The organism is Vibrio sp. 1180_3, assembly GCF_029478545.1.
GTDB lineage: Bacteria > Pseudomonadota > Gammaproteobacteria > Enterobacterales > Vibrionaceae > Vibrio > Vibrio aestuarianus.
The window spans coordinates 56,000-73,202 of sequence record NZ_SJFM01000012.1 but is presented as its reverse complement, the minus strand read 5'-3'; the positions used below and the strand labels follow the sequence as shown (position 1 = coordinate 73,202).

13 protein-coding genes are annotated in these 17,203 nt (G+C 42.2%); 4 read left to right on the top strand and 9 right to left on the bottom strand.

Annotation, left to right across the window (positions count from 1 at the left end; genetic code table 11):
• The first annotated feature begins 237 nt into the window (after positions 1-237).
• Together EYW48_RS09495 and EYW48_RS09490 are read left to right on the top strand one after the other, a co-directional pair.
• Positions 238-1,812: a BCCT family transporter gene (locus EYW48_RS09495; protein WP_168522033.1), complete on the top strand. Its 1,575-nt coding sequence runs from the start codon at positions 238-240 to the stop codon at positions 1,810-1,812.
• A 203-nt stretch (positions 1,813-2,015) separates the two neighbouring features.
• Positions 2,016-3,899: a methyl-accepting chemotaxis protein gene (locus EYW48_RS09490; RefSeq protein ID WP_053312311.1), complete on the top strand. Its 1,884-nt coding sequence runs from the start codon at positions 2,016-2,018 to the stop codon at positions 3,897-3,899.
• A gap of 95 nt (positions 3,900-3,994) precedes the next feature.
• Here the strand turns inward: EYW48_RS09490 and EYW48_RS09485 are convergent, their stop codons facing one another.
• The 6 genes from EYW48_RS09485 to EYW48_RS09460 all read right to left on the bottom strand — a co-directional run bounded on the left by EYW48_RS09485 (position 3,995) and on the right by EYW48_RS09460 (position 12,147).
• Entirely contained in the window at positions 3,995-4,711 is a 717-nt protein-coding gene (locus EYW48_RS09485) for a 3'-5' exonuclease (protein WP_277432329.1), read from the bottom strand.
• Positions 4,712-4,719: 8 nt separating this feature from the next.
• The gene (locus EYW48_RS09480; RefSeq protein WP_171980285.1) at positions 4,720-6,609 is read right to left on the bottom strand and encodes a putative nucleotidyltransferase substrate binding domain-containing protein; all 1,890 of its coding nucleotides are present in this window, start codon (positions 6,607-6,609) and stop codon (positions 4,720-4,722) included.
• Positions 6,610-6,771: 162 nt separating this feature from the next.
• Entirely contained in the window at positions 6,772-7,971 is a 1,200-nt protein-coding gene (locus EYW48_RS09475) for an amino acid aminotransferase (RefSeq protein WP_080996498.1), read from the bottom strand.
• A gap of 222 nt (positions 7,972-8,193) precedes the next feature.
• The gene (locus EYW48_RS09470; protein ID WP_168522043.1) at positions 8,194-8,493 is read right to left on the bottom strand and encodes a hypothetical protein; all 300 of its coding nucleotides are present in this window, start codon (positions 8,491-8,493) and stop codon (positions 8,194-8,196) included.
• Between the two features lie 466 nt (positions 8,494-8,959).
• Positions 8,960-10,360, bottom strand: coding sequence for an asparagine--tRNA ligase (gene asnS / locus EYW48_RS09465; protein ID WP_053312306.1), 1,401 nt, complete (start codon positions 10,358-10,360; stop codon positions 8,960-8,962).
• A gap of 155 nt (positions 10,361-10,515) precedes the next feature.
• Complete coding sequence (locus tag EYW48_RS09460; protein WP_176313932.1) at positions 10,516-12,147, bottom strand: methyl-accepting chemotaxis protein; 1,632 nt, start codon at positions 12,145-12,147, stop codon at positions 10,516-10,518.
• A 293-nt stretch (positions 12,148-12,440) separates the two neighbouring features.
• On the opposite strand from EYW48_RS09460, the gene queD reads away from it, so the two are divergent.
• On the top strand, positions 12,441-12,800 hold the full coding sequence (gene queD / locus EYW48_RS09455) for a 6-carboxytetrahydropterin synthase QueD (RefSeq protein WP_053312305.1): 360 nt from the start codon (positions 12,441-12,443) through the stop codon (positions 12,798-12,800).
• A 66-nt stretch (positions 12,801-12,866) separates the two neighbouring features.
• Here queD and EYW48_RS09450 read toward each other — a convergent pair whose 3' ends face one another.
• From EYW48_RS09450 to EYW48_RS09440, 3 genes are all read right to left on the bottom strand, one after another.
• A complete protein-coding gene (locus tag EYW48_RS09450) occupies positions 12,867-14,228 on the bottom strand; it encodes an L-serine ammonia-lyase (protein ID WP_053312304.1) in 1,362 nt (453 codons plus the stop codon).
• Positions 14,229-14,344: 116 nt separating this feature from the next.
• Complete coding sequence (locus EYW48_RS09445; RefSeq protein WP_171980287.1) at positions 14,345-15,598, bottom strand: aromatic amino acid transport family protein; 1,254 nt, start codon at positions 15,596-15,598, stop codon at positions 14,345-14,347.
• A 287-nt stretch (positions 15,599-15,885) separates the two neighbouring features.
• Entirely contained in the window at positions 15,886-16,491 is a 606-nt protein-coding gene (locus EYW48_RS09440) for a CoA pyrophosphatase (protein ID WP_171375430.1), read from the bottom strand.
• Between the two features lie 171 nt (positions 16,492-16,662).
• Here EYW48_RS09440 and EYW48_RS09435 point away from each other — a divergent pair, with 171 nt between their 5' ends.
• Entirely contained in the window at positions 16,663-17,202 is a 540-nt protein-coding gene (locus EYW48_RS09435) for a heme NO-binding domain-containing protein (protein ID WP_277432315.1), read from the top strand.
• The last annotated feature ends 1 nt before the right edge of the window (position 17,203 follow it).

The following is a 17,203-nucleotide window of genomic DNA, read 5'->3' as shown; positions in this document are numbered from 1 at the left end:
TTGTAGTGCGTAAGCTAGGTGTTAGTGCGATTTTTGTCCGTCCAGTCTGGTTTTTTAGTTGATTTTGTTTAAGTAATGGCCATTGTGTGGATTTTGTCGATGAGGGTGGTAGGATGGGCAATAAAATTAAAAATGAAATTGCTATGTGCACGAAGTTATTTCTAATTTTTAAAATGGAAATTGTTTCGTTCTCATGGTTATTGAGTTCCACTGAAAATCATTTTTTAGAGAGGGAAAATGACAAAAGGTATTGATAAATACAGTATCGATAGTACTGACTATACGGTCGGACAAGATAATGTTCAAAAATGGGGTTTTGATGTACATAACCCTGTTTTTGGGTGGAGTGCTGGCTTAATTGCATTGTTTTTAATTGCAACACTGTTGGTTGAGCCGGAAACGGCTAAGGCAGCGCTTGATGGTGTTAAGTGGCAAATTATCGGCACATTCGATTGGTTGTTTATCTGGTCGGGCAACATTTTTGTCGTGTTTTGCTTAGCTTTGATCGTCTCACCATTTGGTAAAATCCGTTTGGGCGGTCAAGATGCTGCGGCTGATTATTCATTTATTTCATGGCTTTCAATGCTGTTTGCTGCGGGAATGGGTATTGGCCTTATGTTTTGGAGTGTTGCAGAACCGGCGGCTTATTTTACCGGGTGGTACGAAACGCCATTGGGTGTTGAGGCAAATACACCAGAAGCGGCAAAGTTGGCCTTGGGTGCTACCATGTATCACTGGGGGCTTCATCCATGGGCCATTTATGGCGTGGTGGCGTTATCATTAGCTTTCTTTGCTTACAATAAAGGCTTGCCTCTATCCATTCGTTCTATTTTCTATCCTTTGCTTGGTGATCGCGCTTGGGGTTGGGCTGGGCACGTAATAGATATTCTTGCGGTACTTGCAACCTTGTTTGGTCTAGCGACATCGCTTGGTCTTGGTGCGCAACAAGCGGCTAGTGGTATTCACCATGTGTTTGGTATTGATGCAGGCATGGGGCTACAAATTACCGTTATCACCGTTGTTACCTTGTTAGCTGTTGTGTCTGTTGTGCGGGGTATTGATGGTGGTGTGAAAGTCATCAGTAACATCAATATGATCATCGCGTTTTTGCTACTGCTATTGGTGGCGCTGATTGGCTACGCGGTCACCTTTGCTTCAATTCCGACAACCCTCATGGCGTATATTGAAAATATAATCCCATTAAGTAACCCTCATGGGCGTACTGATGAAGCATGGTTCCAAGGTTGGACTGTCTTTTACTGGGCTTGGTGGATTTCATGGTCACCATTTGTCGGAATGTTTATTGCGCGTGTTTCAAAAGGTCGTACTATCCGTGAATTCATGACAGCGGTATTGTTGGTACCAACAGCGGTAACGTTAATTTGGATGTCAGTATTTGGTGGTCTGGCAATTGATCAAATTATTAATAATGTTGGTGAATTGGGTGCAAACGGTTTAACTGAAGTGCCGCTAGCAATGTTCCAAATGTTTGATGCACTACCGTATGGCAATGCGTTATCGATCATTGCTGTTGTATTAGTCTTGGTGTTCTTTATTACCTCATCCGACTCTGGTTCTTTGGTTATCGATAGTATTACTGCTGGCGGTAAGATAGACGCACCAGTATTACAGCGCATTTTCTGGGCTCTGATGGAAGGTGCGATTGCGGTCGCACTACTTTGGATTGGTGGTTCGAATGCCATTCAAGCCCTGCAAGCTGCGGCCATATCGACGGCATTACCATTCACCATTGTGCTGCTGTTAATGTGTGTTAGTTTGATTTTAGGTATGCGGACTGAAAAAATTAAATAGCATTAATAAATGACAAAAAGGGCGACGTTATGTCGCCCTTTTTGTTGCTGAAAAATTGACGCTTGTCACTGGATTGTCTTTTTGAAAATATTAATAAAAGCAATTGGTTATCTTGATATAAAAAACTATATTTAGTTCGTGCATGTACTGAGGAAAGTGGTTAATATTTGGCACCTTTTCTGTTCCCAAAATTTTGAAAATTCATGAAATTGACCCTTAAGCAAAAGCTGATAGGTGCCAGTCTTTCTGCCGTCGTCGTTATGGCGAGCGCATTGACTTGGCTATCTGCAGACCAACTATTTGAACAAACTAGAAATGGCGTATATTCACGTGCAGCAAGCCTTTCAGCCGCTGCGGCGAAAGGTATTTCTGACTGGATCGTCGTTCGCAAGGATATCTCATCAGCCTTTAACGATTACACCTCGCAAGACGACGTTGTTCCGTTTTTACAACAAGCGCGTAAAGCAGGTGGTTTTGATGACATCTTCTTTGGCACCCCAAAAGGTGACATGTACCGCTCTCATCCTGAGCGCAATCGTGCTGACTATGATCCTCGCCAGCGACCTTGGTATAAAGATGCCTCTTCGGCTGGCAAACAAATTATTACCACTGCATACCAAGACGCTATCACCAATGCGTTATTGGTGACTATTGCTGAACCTGTACGTATAAATGGTCAGTTCGCCGGTGTTGTTGGCGCTGATGTCCTGATTGACCAACTGATTAATGATGTGATCAGTTTGGATGCAGGCAAAAATGCTTATGCGATGTTAATCGATGCTCAGAACGGGACATTCCTCGCTCATCCCGATAAAAACTATTTGCTGAAGCCTGTCTCATCACTTTCCAAAACATTACAGATGAACATGATTGAGCAAGCCATGTCATCCGCAACAATTGAAGAGATCACAATTAAAGGTCAGGACAAGCTGTTTTATTTTGCGAAAGTCCCACAAACAGATTGGATTTTTGCCATTGAAATGGATCGTGCAACCGAAGAAGCCGCTCATACCTCTTTGCTTCAAGGTCTGATTATTACCGCGTTCATGATTACCATTGTTGTCATTGTTCTTGTGTCATGGTTAGTGAGTTTCCTATTCCGAGACCTAGGCCGTGTATCAAAAGCATTGGAAGAAATAGCTTCTGGTGAAGGTGATTTGACTCAGCGTCTTGAACCTCGAAGTGATGATGAAGTAGGGCAATTGGCCCATAACTTCAATACCTTTGTTGGTAATATGCATACTATGGTGTCAACGCTAAGTCTAGTTTCTGCTGCATTGTCAGAACAGTCAAAGCAGACCGCTTCACAAGCAGAAGAGCGTAGTTCACGCATTCGCTTGCAACAAGACGAAATTAATATGGTGGCGACTGCCATCAATGAAATGGCCGCAGCCACTCAAGAAATTGCCGGTAATGCTGACCATACTGCACAGAATGCGGGAGAAGCCGTAACTGCCTGTGTGCACGGTTCTGACCAAGTGTCTCAAACACAAGGTTCAATTCAGAACCTAGCGCAAGAGGTACAAGTGGCTACCGATGTGATTCAAGAACTTGAAGCACATGGTAAGCACATTAATACCATCTTGGCGACGATTCAGAATATTGCAGAGCAAACTAACCTACTCGCCTTGAATGCAGCGATTGAAGCAGCTCGTGCAGGTGAACAGGGACGTGGCTTTGCAGTCGTTGCCGACGAAGTGCGCGTACTTAGTCAACGTACTCATGCATCGACAAAAGAAATCCAGCAAATGATTGAAACCCTACAATCAACCACGGGTAAAGCTGTTGGTATTATGGATGACAGCCGTATGCTTGCAGGTACCAGTGTCGATGATGCCAATGCGGCTTCGGCAAGCTTAACGCAGATCCATGAGTCAGTTGAACGTATTAGTGATATGGCGACACAGATTGCCTCGGCAGCAGAAGAGCAAGCGTCTGTAACTTCTGAGATCACACGTAACACTGAAGGGATTCGTGATGTCTCTAATGACTTAGCTCTAGAAGCGCATAGCGCGGCAGAGCAAGCGGCTCAGTTGTCAGAATTATCTCATGAGTTAGAAAATGAGATCCGCCGCTTTAAGTTATAGTATTTAAATTGACGGGCATTATAACCTATTGATTAAAATATAAAAAAGGAACTTTCGGGTTCCTTTTTTTAGTTTATTATTGATTGCGATTGTTATTATAACCAAAATTCTTTTATGCTTTGCTTAGCACTAAAATGGTGCGCGATTTGGGCCTGAAATAATTCAGCGGTTGCAATCGCATCTGTTAGGGCATGATGCGGGGTATAAGCTGGTAAACCATATCTGATCCGTGATTGGCCTAAACGGACTGATTGTGGTGATTTACCTTTCAATTTATTCATCAGCCCTCCGTATAACCGCTTCTGAATATCTGTTTCAAGTTGCAATGTGTCAATCACAGGGAACTCAATCCCTTCCTGAATTCGTATCTTTAACGCCTGATCGAGAAAACGACGTTCAATGTGACGGTAGTGAACCACCACAATACGCCCAGTTAGCGCATTAAGAACGGGTTCAATGACCTCTGAAAGATCCGGAGCATCTAAAATATCATTATGAGTGATTCCATGAATAACAACGGAATTCTCTTTTAATATTTGGCGAGGTCTAACAATCCAATGCTGGGCACGATTAATGAATATTCGATTCAGTGTAAAAGGCACGACTCCGATAGTGATAATGTCATCAGTGCTCGCATTTAACCCTGTGGTTTCAAAATCAAGGGCAACAAACTCGATTTCATCTAAAGGGGTATCACCAATGACTAACGCCTTCGAGTAAAATGCTTTCAGTAGAGGGTGCTTCGCCAAATCATGCTTATTGGCATATTTATTGGTCCAGTCAATACTTGGTTTCTGAAACAGTTGTTTAATCATTGCGGTCACTTAAATTTATTACTGGCTTGATAACGGTACTTCAGAAAATTCTGTGCATTACTGAGTATTTGGAAAGCATCTTTTAAGTTACGTCTTTCAAAATCAGACAAATTCTCAGGTTCAATATTGTTATCGGGTTCAATCGCTTGTTCTACATCAACGGCTTGGTGACGGATTCGAACCATAGAGACAAACTCCATCGCATCTTTTAAATCTTGAGCTCGGCCTTTTGGTAAAATGCCAGCATCGATAATGTCATCTAAACGCTCAAAAGAATTGGTAGAACGAGAGCCTACGGCTAAAGCATGAACTCGGATAAGGTCAGCCAGCGGGGCTGTACCACGGCGCTTTAAGTTAATGGTGTTGTTGTGACGCCCATCTTTTTCCATGACAAAGTCTTTAAAAAATCCTAATGGGGGTGTTCGATTAAGCGCATTACGAGCTAAACAGGCAAGAAAACGGTTATTTTTTCTTGCTCGACGGACAATAAACCCATTGAGTTGTTCTGCCCACTTGGTTCGACCATATACACCACATAAATCAAAGAAAATTGACGCATTAAGTAAGGCTTTAGGGTTGGGGTCATCGATCCAATCGGCAAAGCACTCTTCCCATTGTGCACGGGTCATGCGCCACATTGGATTACTGGCCATAATGTCACCAGTGCAATAACTGTAACCACATTGGTCTAAGCTATCGCAGACAAACTTAGCCAGTGCTTCGAAGTATGCGCCATGCTTTTTCTCATCATAACTATCATCTAAGATCATTGCATTATCTTGATCGGTGACGATTAATTGTTCATCGCGTCCCATTGAACCTAAAGCGAGGAAGCAATAAGGAATAGGGGGCGATCCTATGTTCTCTTCGGCTAATTCGATAATACGCTGCTTAAAGCTACGTCCTATGACCGACATGGCTGTTCCTACCATGTGAGAATTCGCATCCTCATTTACTAATCGAACAAAACTGTCTTTGACTTGATTGGACAGCGCTGCTAGCTCTTCTACATTTTGTTGTTGGAATATTCGGCTGACGAGCAGCAGTGAGTTTTGTGATTCGTAGCGGACGATATCAGTCGCTTCAATAATTCCTATCGGTTTTTTTTCTTTTAAAATGGGTAAATGATGTACGTTATAGCGAAGCATGGTTAGCATGGCCTCGTAAACGTAGGCATTGTGATCCAGCGAAACGACTTCCACCGTCATTACGTCTGTGACCTGTTTACTTGGATCAACGCCAACCGCCAATACGCGTGTACATAAATCACGGTCAGTCAAAATACCGACTACAGGGCTCGCATCTTCTTCGTTGTCTTCAAAAATATCTGGGTCGATAACCAATAAAGAGGAGATATTTTCCTCAGCCATCTTGATCGCCGCGTTCTGTATCGTCTCCGTTTTATAAACGAATGGTGCTTCACGAGTCAGTAGGGTTTTCACTTTCGATGTGGTGAGATCATTTTGATCTGATTTGCTTGATATAGCCTGACGTAGGCGAGCATTATCTTCTACTTCGACAAAGTCGGCGAAGCTATCATGGTTATCATATAAGTCTTGAAAGATATTCTCAGGAATGCAGTAGACCAATGTATCTTCAATGGCAGTAACGGGAAAGCGAACTCGGTTATTGGTTAATAGCCCCATCTGTCCAAATAACCCACCTTCAGTCAAGCGATTGTAAAGCTCACCTTTACGACGGTAAACTTCAACGACGCCACTACGAATTAAGTACAAATCTTGAATGTGATCGCCAAAATGAATAATGGGAGTGCCTTGACGAAAGTAGGATATTTCGACGTGTTGTGTCACATCGACTAGGGTCTCTTCAGGAAGTTCATTGAAGGGGGGATATTGAGCAAGGAAGTTTTTTATTTCTATTAATTCGGCTTCCATCGTGGCTTCCTTTTAGCTTAAGGATTCAAAACGTCATGTTACATGAATTCACAAGCAATTGCAGGGCGAGGGGAGGCTCGTTATTTAAAGATGAAAGTTTCATCAATGATGTAAAGAAAAATAGCCGACATTGAGCCGGCTATTTCCTATTTTTATGGGTGGTTATAAAACAGCAGCGATGCCTTTACATAATGGCCCCATGTTAGATTTCGTCATGCCAGCAACGCTGATTCGACCAGAGCCGACAATATAAATAGCAAACTCATCTTTCAGGCGAGTTACTTGGTCTTTGCTTAGGCCAGAGAAAGAGAACATGCCATTTTGGCGTTCAATAAAACTAAAATCTGCCTCTACACCTTCAGCTTTCAACGTAGCAACAAATAGTTCACGCATTTCTTGAATACGGACACGCATTTCAGCGACTTCTTGTTCCCATTCTGTACGCAATTCCGCATTATTTAGAATGTGCGTTACCACTGCAGCACCATGCGCAGGTGGGTTTGAGTAAATAGAGCGGATAATGGCTTTAACTTGAGAAAAGGCAGTGGTCACGGTTTCTGTTGATGCTGCGACGATAGTGAATGCGCCCACACGCTCATTGTATAAGCCAAAGTTTTTAGAGAATGAACTCGCAACCAAGATCTCTTTGTTGTATTTGGCAAAAGTACGTAGGCCTTGTGCATCTTCTTCTACGCCTTTAGCAAAGCCTTGGTAAGCGAAGTCAAACAGCGGCAGTAGTCCTTTCTCTGCAACCAGTTTAGCTAATGCTTCCCACTCTTCAGCGGTTGGATCGATGCCTGTTGGGTTATGACAGCAGCCGTGTAGTAAGACGATATCTCCCGTTTGAGCTTGAGCAAGATCAGCCAGCATAGCAGCGAAATCTTTATCTTTTGCTTCAGCGTTGTAGTAAGAGTATTGCGCTGTTTCTAGACCCGCGGCATTAAACACCCCATGGTGGTTAGCCCATGTTGGATTACTGATCCAAATTTTCACATCACCCAGTTGACGTTTAATGAATTCGCCAGCCACACGCAATGCACCTGTACCACCTGGAGCTTGGGCTGTTTTTGCTAACTTTTGAGTGACAATGTCAGACTCAGCGCCAAAAAGCAGTTTTTGCACAGCAAGGCCGTATTCAGCCGTACCTTCAATTGTGAGGTAAGATTTTGTTTTCTCAGACTCAAGTAGTGCCGCTTCTGCTTTTTTTACTGTAGCAAGAATTGGGGTTTCACCAGCTTCATTTTTGTAGATCCCAACGCCAAGGTTAATTTTCTCTGCGCGAGGGTCTTTTTTGAACTCTTCAGTTAAGCCAAGAATAGGGTCAGCCGGGGCTGCGACAACTTTTTCAAACATAACGCTCATCCATGTAAAGTATAAGAAAGGGGTCTAAAAACGTAGAAATTAACGTATTTATACCTTTATGAAATATCTGTGACAACCGCGTAAAAGAGAAAAATTAAAAATAATTTGATTTGGCAATGAATCGTTAGAAAAAAGGCCATTTATTTAAAAGAAAACCCCAATCGGCTGGCGATTGAGGTCTAGAATTTTAGAAAATATTTGATCTGGCGCTGATGCTAGTCGTTATTTTTTCAGTTCTATTTCCGACTCTATGGCTTGTGTTTCAATGTCAGGGTGTTTTGCTAATTTGTCCGCAGCCCATTGATTGAAATGCTTTAAAATAGCAGAAACAGCGTGCGTCTGATTCACTTTTTCGCCTTCTTTCACTTCCAGCGCTTGTTTGGGATGAAGCCCGGTTGCATCCTCGGCAATATGCAGCCAATCAGGGTGCCAATAATAAGGCTGACCGGAGGGAGTTGTCCAACTATGTACACCGTTAGATTGACCTTTGTATTGCAAGTTTTCTGCTTCTATTTTTTTCATTATTTATCTCTCTAAGCGTTAATACTGACTTAATGAGGATTATAGCGTGAGCATCCTCAAGATATCACGAGTCAATGTAGCAGAGGTTATTGAAATTAATGTGATTTAAGTCTTATTAATGGTGAGATATGGCAAGGCAATTAAGTATGATGGCAAAATCTGAGAGCTAAGCCATTCAATATAATGATTTTTAAAAAGAAAGCTAAAGTAGTCTACCCATACTCATTAAATATTTGGTAGCTATACCGTTCCTATTTGAAGTTGCAGCGGTGTTGGTTACGTTCGATCACCCCAATCACATAGTTTATCTATGCTCATGGTGATGAACTCACTTGCCGCCTACCTGCAACTTCAAGTTGTTTGGGTATAGGTTCAGCAACAGTATGTCTATAGTATTAAATAATAAATTACACAAAAAAAAGCCTCCATGACAGGAGGCTTTCTAAATCGATAGTGTGAATAGTGTTTAGAAGTTTGCTGAACGTGGTGTGCGTGGGAATGGAATCACGTCACGAACGTTACCCATGCCTGTTACGTATGACACCAAACGCTCGAATCCTAAACCAAAGCCAGCATGTGGAACTGTGCCGTAGCGACGTAAATCACGGTACCAGTTCATGTGTTCAGGGTCGATACCCATCTCGATCATGCGAGCATCAAGCACATCCAAGCGTTCTTCACGTTGAGAACCACCAATAATTTCACCGATACCCGGCGCTAGAACATCCATCGCTGCTACTGTTTTACCATCTTCATTGAGACGCATGTAAAACGCTTTGATATCTTTTGGATAGTTCTTAACGATAACTGGTGCTTTGAAATGTTCTTCCGCAAGGAAGCGTTCGTGTTCTGAAGAAAGGTCGATACCCCATTCCACGTCAAATTCAAACTTACGGCCAGAATCGAGTAGGATTTGAATTGCATCTGTGTAATCAACTTGGGCGAAATCTGACTTCACGAATTGCTCAAGACGCGTAATCGCTTCTTTATCAATGCGTGATGCGAAGAATTCAAGGTCATCACGACGCTCTTCTAATACCGCTTTAAACACATATTTCAACATGTCTTCGGCTAATTTTGCTACATCGTTTAGATCTGCAAATGCCACTTCAGGTTCAACCATCCAAAACTCAGCCAGATGACGGCTTGTATTTGAGTTTTCAGCACGGAAAGTAGGGCCAAAAGTATAAACTTTGCTTAGTGCACAAGCGTAAGCTTCGGCGTTTAACTGGCCAGATACGGTTAGGAATGTCTCTTTACCAAAGAAATCTTCGTTGTAATCAACATTGCCTTTGTCATCTAGAGGAAGGTTTGCGTGATCTAATGTTGATACGCGGAACATTTCACCTGCACCTTCAGCATCGGATGCTGTAATCAGTGGTGCCGACATCCAGAAGTAACCTTGTTCATGATAGAAGCGGTGGATTGCTTGAGACAGACAGTTACGTACGCGAGCTACAGCGCCAATAACGTTAGTGCGTGGGCGTAGGTGTGCAACTTCACGGAGATATTCAATCGAGTGACGAGTTTTTGCCATTGGGTAAGTATCGGCATCTTCAACCCAACCAACGACTTTTACCTCAGTCGCTGCTAGCTCAAAATCTTGACCAGAAGCAGGGGACTCAACAATCTTGCCAGTTACTTCAACAGAGCAGCCAGTGGTTAGCTTTAATACTTCGTCTTCGTAATTATTAAGATTATTAGGGACCACGGCCTGAATCGGGTCGAAACAAGAGCCGTCATAAATGGCAAGAAAAGAGATTCCAGCTTTGGAATCACGACGTGAGCGAATCCAGCCACGGACAGTGACTTCACTGTCAACCGCTAGCTTACCGTTCAATACGTCTGTTACAGGCGCGTAAGTCATGTTAGGTATAGTCTCCATTGAGGTAAAAACTCAACCCAATATTCAAACGTGTTTTCACTTTAAGAAACGAACGAAAAACAAGCTAAACATTGGGTTGCTTATTACTTTTTTAATTCAATGGCACATATTACCTGTCAATTCGCTAGCATCAACCTTTATTGTCGATTAGACGAAGAATTCTTCGTTGAAAGGGTAAATTGATTCATTAATGTTTCTAAACGTTGTGAAAGCTGTTCTAAATCAACACTGATCTCGCGAGTTTGTGTGGCCGATTGAGAGGTATCGTCGGCATGGCGTGTGATAATTTCAATTTTGCCTTGTACGTCTTGGCTAACTTGTGTGGTTGTTCGAGTTTGTTCTTGAATCGAAGTGGCGTGAACCAGTACTTGTTCCATCTCTGCAACGACATTTGTCATAGTGGAAGAGAGTTCTTCGACTTCGGTTGAGCGTTTATGCGCTTGTGAGCAGACAGAATCAACCGATGAAAGGGAGGCGTCACTGTTATGTTTAAATTGTGCGATAATTTGCTCGATACTCCCTGTCGCTTCTGCAGTTCGAGAGGCGAGTTGACGTACTTCATCGGCAACGACCGCGAACCCACGCCCTTGCTCCCCAGCACGAGCAGCTTCAATGGCTGCATTGAGAGCCAGTAAATTGGTTTGTTCTGCGATGCCTTTAATGGTTTCGAGAATTGAGGAAACTTGTCCGGTTTGGCCGTTTAGTTCGGATATTTTGTGCCTAACAGATTCGATATCACCGACTAGACCTTTGATGTCTTCACTTGCCACATGAGCTTGTTGAGCACTTTGCTGCGCGACACTCGCAGTGTGTTTAATTAATGTTGATGCATCGATAGTTGCTTGTTCAACTTGTTGCTGTTGAGATTGCATTTCCTCAATGTTGATCTGTACATCAGAGGTTTCACGTTGTTGGTTATCTGCTGCTTGGTCGGTGACTTGTGCTACATCCGTCAATTTATTTGCAGACTCTGCGAGTGAATGGGAGGTGTCTTGCACTTTGACTAAGCTGTCGGAAACGGTATCCATCAGGGAATTAATTGATTGGGCAAGTTGACCGAGTTCATCGGTTCTATCGTCGCTTAAACGTTGAGACAAGTCTTTACTTTTACTCACGCTACACATGAATCGTGACGTTTTTTGGATAGGCCGTACAATTATTTTTCGGATCAAGGCGAGGGTAATGATAAAACCAACAAAAGCAATAGAGGCCATGATACCAACCGCGATAACGGTATGCTTGCTCATCATCTGGTTGACATGGCTTAAGTTATATTCAAGACGAATGGCACCTAACACAGTACCCTCTTCAGCCATATGGCAGGCAACACAATTGGTTCCCCGGTAATCGCTGCTTGACTTCATTGGTAGCGCAACGACTAATCCTTTACCCCAATCGGCGCTAATTGGTTCTATAATGGTTTCGCCGTTGAGTGCACGTCTATCAATATCATCAAGTGGTTTTTGATTTTCTTGTCCAGGTCCGTAGAGTTTGCTTACCGCGTCCGCACGTAATACTCGGACTTGTTCAATGCCGTCTTGCGCTAAGGCTTTTTGGCGCAAGGTTTCTTTTTGCGCCATAGTCCCTGTGATCATCATCATATTAAGGCTATCAAAATAGTTGCTGGCTTTATCATGCAGTTGTTCACTGAGCACTGAATTGAGCAGATCCCGTTGTTGGGTATATTGATAAGTTGTTGATACGGCCAATACAACCGCAAAAACAGAGATGAGGGTTAAGAGTAATTTAGACGTTATTGTTGAGTTCATGATAATTTTATAGTTATAAGTTAAAGGCAATGTAAATATAGCGTTAATTGCAACTACTGCAAAAGTAGTAGTTTAGGGAGTGTGACCTTAGATAAATTATGGTTTTGTATCTGCGATATTGCACTTGTCTTATCAAGCTTTTGACATTAAAGCCATTTTTCTGGCAGCTAACATGAAATAACCATTTTAAAGTTCAGTTTAACTGTATTGCTGGAGATTAATATTAAGGTGAACTTGTGTCATTAGGCCTTATTACTTAGTATTGCGTGTCTTTCTAAAGCCAGAGAATCAAGATGAAAACAGAATTATATAAAGAGTTTATGTTTGAAGCAGCTCATCATTTACCACATGTACCTGAAGGACATAAATGTGGTCGCTTGCACGGGCACTCTTTCTTAGTTCGTCTGTATGTAGAAGGGGAGGTAAACCCGCATACAGGATGGGTTGTTGACTTTGCGGAAATAAAAGCCGCATTTAAGCCTATTTATGATCGTTTGGATCACTATTACTTGAACGATATCGAAGGACTCGAGAATCCAACCAGCGAAGTGTTAGCACAATGGATTTGGCAACAATTGAAACCTGCACTCCCACTATTGAGTAAGGTAGAGATTAAAGAAACGTGTACTGCTGGTTGTATCTACAAAGGCTAATGTTTTAGTGGTAAAAAAGAAACCCAAGCAAGAATGCTTGGGTTTCTTTTTACATAGATAGAGTGTCTAGCACACGACTTTAATAGCCAAACCACCTTGTGAGGTTTCACGGTATTTAGCATTCATGTCTTTACCGGTTTCCAGCATCGTCTCGATAACTTTATCAAGTGAGACACGGGGGGCTGAAGAACGACGAAGCGCCATACGTGTTGAGTTAATAGACTTAACTGCAGCAATACCATTACGTTCAATACAAGGGACTTGCACTTGACCTGCAACAGGGTCACAGGTGAGGCCAAGGTTATGTTCCATTGCAATTTCTGCTGCCATACATACTTGCTCAGGGCTACCGCCCATCAGCTCAGCAAGACCTGCTGCTGCCATAGAACATGCCACACCCACTTCACCCTGACAGCCCACTTCCGCTCCAGAAATTGAAGCATTACGCTTGTATAGACCACCGATAGCGCCTGAAGCGGCGAAGTAACGGATGTAATCTTTCTCGGTAACAGTTTGAATGAATTTATCGTAATACGCTAAAACGGCAGGGATAATGCCACAAGCACCATTGGTTGGCGCTGTTACGACACGACCACCCGCTGCATTTTCTTCATTGACTGCAAATGCGTACATATTAACCCAGTCAACAACCGCCATTGGATCGTTGGTCGTTTTTTCTGACGTCATTAATTGTTGACGAAGCGCAGCGGCACGACGAGGAACGCGCAGAGGACCAGGCAAAATTCCTTCGGTATTCATACCACGATCCATACACTCGCGCATGGTTTTCCAAATGTTAGCAAAATAGGTGCGAACTTCTTCATCAGAGTGCAATGCTTTTTCATTCGCCATGACCAGAGTGCTGATGGAAAGACCACTGTCCTTACATTGGTTCATCAGTTCTTCAGCACTGGTAAACACATACGGAACTTTGATTGGGTTTTCTTTCTCTTTACCAAAATTCTCTTCATCAACGATGAAACCACCACCGATCGAGTAATAAGTTTTCGAGTAAGCCACTTCGTCATCAATCCACGCGTGGATCTGCATACCATTTTCATGCAAAGACAAGTTAGTTTTGTGGAAATTCATTCCACCATCTTTAGGAAATGATACGGTGTGGCAGTGCATGCCAACAGGAAGGCGCTCTGTTTCTTCAACACGAGCAATAAAGCTTGGAATTGTATCTATATCGACTTTCTCAGGGGTATTACCAGCAAGACCCATGATGATAGCAATATCCGTGTGGTGACCTTTCCCTGTCAGTGATAATGAACCATAAACGTCCACGGTGATTTTAGTGATGTCGCGCAATTTTCCCATTGAACGTAAATCATCAATAAATTCTTTACCCGCTTTCATTGGTCCCACTGTGTGTGAGCTTGAAGGACCAACACCGATTTTATAGATATCAAATACACTAATCATATCGATTACCTCAAAAGTAAGCCCCCCTATCAAAGAGGGAGGCTTCTTATTATTGTTATATTCTGTATTCAGTTATCAAAGTCATTGTCTTCAGTAGTCGAAGCCAATACACCAGATTAAAGAGCGCCGTAGATTACAGAACTAATCGCAGCAAGACCACAGATAGTTGTGAAAATCTGTACTGGTGCTGAAGTCTTGTACTTAGCCATTGCTGGAACTTTGTGCATAGCAAAGATAGGCAATAGGAATAAGATACCAGCGATCATTGGTGCACCCATGGTTTCGATCATGCCAAGGATACTTGGGTTAACAATGGCTACAACCCATGTTGTCAATACGATGAAAACCAGTGACATTTTCTCAATTTTGCTAACAGAGCTATTAGAGCGAGACTTAATCAGACCAACTAGACCTTCATGAGCACCTAGGAAGTGACCAAAGTAGCTTGATGTGATTGCCGCGAAAGCAACGAGAGGACCCATGTAAGAAATCATTGGAGACTCGTGGATGTTCGCTAAGTAAGAAAGAACAGATATGTTTTGTTCTTTTGCTAAAGCTAATTGCTCTGGTGATAGAGAAAGAACCACTGAGAACACGAAGAACATCACAAAGCCCATCAGCATCATTGCAGCACCACCAGTGATCATGTCAGTTTTTTTCACTGCATTGTCACCGTATTGCAGACGTTGTTCTTTAGAGAACTGACTGATAATTGGACTGTGGTTGAAAGAAAACACGATGATTGGAATTGCTAACCAAACAATAGTTGGCATTGCAGACCAGTCAGGTGCGACTTCGATCATTGAAGTGTTCCATTCTGGAATCAGGTAGAACGATAGTGCTAATAAAACCAATACCAATGGATAAACCATGGCTGATGTTGCTTTTAGCATCAACTCTTTACCAAATACTACGCCTGCAGTCATAGCAGCAATCAGCGCACCAGACAGAAGCCAACGAGGAATCGATTCCATGCCGACTTGGTTTACAAGGAAAGAATCCACAGTGTTGGTGATGCCCACACCATAGATAAGAACAATAGGGTAGATGGCGAAAAAGTAAGCGAAAGTGATAAGGTTTGCGCCAGTTTTACCAAAATGTTCTTCTACTGTATCTGTGATATCTGCATCAACACTTTTTGCAGAAAGGACGAAGCGTGCTAGACCTTTATGCGCAAACCAAGTCATTGGTGCAGCAATTAGGGCTAAGATAACTAATGGCCAAAAACCACCAGCACCAGCTTTAATTGGAAGGAAGAGTACACCAGCACCAACTGCTGTACCAAAGAGGGAAAGACACCAAGTGAAATCTTTGTAAGTCCACTTGCTAGACGATTGTGCGGCAGAAGTTGCCGTAGTTGTGTTATTCATTTTGTGTTACTCATTTTTGGGAACAGGAAATAAGTCGCGGGCATTTTGCATAATTTTCTCATAAGAAAAATAGATCTAAATCATGTAACGCTCGAGCTTATTGAATGATATATCAAAAACCAATTTTTGATCACGAAAATGGCGTGCTACATGTGAGGATTGTTAATGGAATGGATTAGTAAAAGTTATCGGAAATGATGTTTGATTAACATTTTTCACGCTAGAAGATTACTAGTATGCTAATCGGTAAAGACAATGTGATTGTTTGGGTAAACTAATGAGTGAGATTAAGTGGGTGAAATGATATGAGTTTGTAACGCTTGGATAATTTGCGCGGTCATACCCCATATGAAATGTTGTTGGTATGGGATGGCAAACACACGGTGTGCTTGGTTTTTCACTTGAAACAGTCCACTGTATAATTTTGTGCGATCGAATAAATAATTAGCTGGCACTTCAAACAACTCTTCGACCTCGTTATCGTCTAATTTGGCTTGATAATCTGGTTGGATAAACGCCACGACAGGTGTGACAGAAAATTTGCTGACGGTAACCAGTTCTGGCAAATGCCCCAAAATTTCGATCTGACTGGCTTTTATACCCGTTTCTTCTTCTGCTTCTCGTATCGCGGTTTGGTATAACGAGTGATCCCATTCTTCATATTTGCCTCCTGGGAAACTGATTTGGCCAGGATGATGTTTTAAATGAGCTGCGCGTTTTGTTAACACCACATATAACCCTGCTTCACGCTCAACAAAACCAACCAGTACGGATGCGCGTCGTAGAGATGATGAGGAGAGGTGAGCCACTCTTTGTAGTGATTCAGCATGGTATCCCACAGGTCGATTAAGTTGAAAGCTTTGAATGAAATCGATTTTAGTTAGCTTGAACACAATTTCTCCCTTGCAAGCGATAGTAGATGACATGCACCTAAGCATAGTTATTAACACTACAATTAATCATAGGATAAAAGAGTTAGCCTGTTGATAATTTAGAATATCTGTTATTTGAAATTACGTATTTTATAGCTCATGCTTTAATTAGATTAACCCAAGGATATCGCAATGAAAGGAATTATTTTTACTGAATTTATGGAATTAGTGGAAACGAAATTTGGCCTCGAAGTATTAGATGAAGTGCTGGAACGTTCTGATGATTCGGGGATATATACATCAGTGGGTAGCTATGATCACCGTGCGTTAGTCAAATTAATTATTGAGCTGAGTAAAATGACAGGTGTATCTGCAGAAGAGTTACAACGCGTCTTTGGCGAGTATGTTTTCAAAAATTTATATGCTTCACTTCCATCGAATGCAAGCTTGTTTCAATGTGATACTTGCTTTCAGTTCATTCGTCATGTTGAAGATTATATCCATATTGAGGTAAAAAAACTCTATCCTGAAGCAAAACCACCTAAATTTGAATTTATGAATGAAAGCCAAACAGAGCTGATTTTCGACTATAAAAGTGCTCGTTGTATGGCGCATGTGTGCTTAGGGCTAATTGAAGGGTGTGCAGATTACTTTAATCAAAGCGTTGTAATCGAAATGCAATCGCAAAATACTGATAGCAGTCATGTTCGTTTTACTGTGATGTTGAGTTGAT